This is a genomic window from Gaetbulibacter saemankumensis DSM 17032 (assembly GCF_000425645.1).
Lineage (GTDB): Bacteria > Bacteroidota > Bacteroidia > Flavobacteriales > Flavobacteriaceae > Gaetbulibacter > Gaetbulibacter saemankumensis.
This window is the reverse complement of sequence record NZ_AUDV01000002.1, coordinates 1-1,585: the sequence shown is the minus strand read 5'-3', so window position 1 is coordinate 1,585 and position 1,585 is coordinate 1. Positions and strand designations below refer to the sequence as shown.

The 1,585-nt window shown below is 28.0% G+C and carries 2 protein-coding genes; one reads left to right on the top strand and one right to left on the bottom strand.

The genetic code is table 11. The features are described 5' to 3' along the window. The first annotated feature begins 123 nt into the window (after positions 1 to 123). Positions 124 to 579: a YybH family protein gene (locus H611_RS0100025; protein WP_157515008.1), complete on the top strand. Its 456-nt coding sequence runs from the start codon at positions 124 to 126 to the stop codon at positions 577 to 579. Here the strand turns inward: H611_RS0100025 and H611_RS14590 are convergent. Then, positions 507 to 1,091 (bottom strand): Crp/Fnr family transcriptional regulator, encoded by a 585-nt coding sequence (locus H611_RS14590; protein ID WP_084158104.1) that lies wholly within the window; start codon positions 1,089 to 1,091, stop codon positions 507 to 509. The genes H611_RS0100025 and H611_RS14590 overlap by 73 nt on opposite strands. Positions 1,092 to 1,585: the final 494 nt, after the last annotated feature.

Genomic DNA, 1,585 nt, shown 5'->3' with positions numbered 1-1,585 from the left:
CTTAATGTAGATTAAGGTTTTTTATTAATCCACCTTATAGGTGTATGCTTCATATTACTCGCATCTTTGTAATGTAATTAATCGGATAGATAATTGGTTATCGATTCACAAACTCCAAGAGATATGGATAAAATTGAAAAACAAGAAATTGTAAACTTATTAGTGATTTACAAGTTTGCTTTAAATTCTGGTAATGCCAAATTAGCACAAAGTTTATTCACTAAAAATAGCGTATTCATGCCTTCAGAAGGAGTAACAGTGTTTGGTATAGAAGAGATATATAATGTACATAAAGGTTTCTTTTCAAAAGGTAAACTGGACATCGAAATATATATTGAAGAAGTAGAAGTGGATAACGAAATGGCTTTTGCAGTTACAAGTTCTGAAAATTCATCTCTTGAAAACGATTTAATTTTTTCTAATGATTATCGTGAACTTATTGTATTTGAGAAGGAAAATGGAGCATGGAGAATTGCACGATTCATGTACAATAAATCAAAACACAATCACTTAGAAACCAGTCGTTTTCGTAAAACACTTAAGAATTCAGGAGTAACCCCTAGATATGAAGCTATTTGAACATTAGAAACTCTGTTAAATAAATAAGGATAAGTTTCTAGAAAATGTAAATAACGTTCCTCGGCAGTAGAACTAATATTATGAAGTGATCTTTGTTCTTCTTTAGCCAGAGTTCTTTCTAGAAAAACCCTGAAATATTTGTCAAATTTTGGATATAAATCATAGAGCGAATTTAAATCCTGTCTCTCTATTCGAAGTATGGTGGATTTTTCAACTGCTTCGATATATAATTGGCTAGTTTTCTTAGTAAAGAAACTTCCAAGATCGGTTATCCAGCTGTTTTCTATTGTGAAATGAAGATTATGTTCTTTGCCATTATGATCAACCTTATAGGTTTTAAAACAACCCTCAATTACAAAGTTGTAGTGGTCACAAGTGTCACCTTCATGAAGAATACACTGTCGCCTTTTTACAGTTTTTTTAGTAACGCTGTTTTCAAGGGCATTAATTTCTTCTTGATTTAAATGTATAGAAAACTTAGAGAAGCTTTCTACTATGGGGGTAACGAGCATAATTTGAATTGAAATGTATGCTTAAATATATAAAACTAAAGGTTGTTATAATAATTTATTAATGAAAAATAAAAGACATAAAACGGACAACTTTTATTAGGTAATTAATAAAAAACTGGTTGTGAGATAGATAAAGTTAGCAGGTAGTAAAATTTATAAAAAATAAAAAATAAATAAAATGTGGAAAGAATAGGTGATTTTATTTGGTTATAATTTTTTTTCTTGTTATTATTGTTTAACTAAAAAACAAAAAAGTTAAACAAAGAAGTGTTAAGAAAAGGTTAATAAATTACATGATTGTTTGTTAAAATGTTGAAAATTAAGTATATTAATTAGCCAAAACCTACATCGCCTCATATATTCATTTTATACGAAAAAAAGTAATGCATTTATTGCTAAGCAATAATGTACAAAAATAATAATGTCTAATTTTTAAAAAGAAGTAAAAAATGAAAGTACTTGAAGGAATCAAAGTTTTGGAAGTAGCCTCTATG

What these genes read in the sequence shown, in the direction of transcription:
- H611_RS14590 (WP_084158104.1), bottom strand. Translation starts at nt 1,091, where the DNA reads ATGCTCGTTACCCCCATAGTAGAAAGCTTCTCTAAGTTTTCTATACAT.
- H611_RS0100025 (WP_157515008.1), top strand. Translation starts at nt 124, where the DNA reads ATGGATAAAATTGAAAAACAAGAAATTGTAAACTTATTAGTGATTTAC.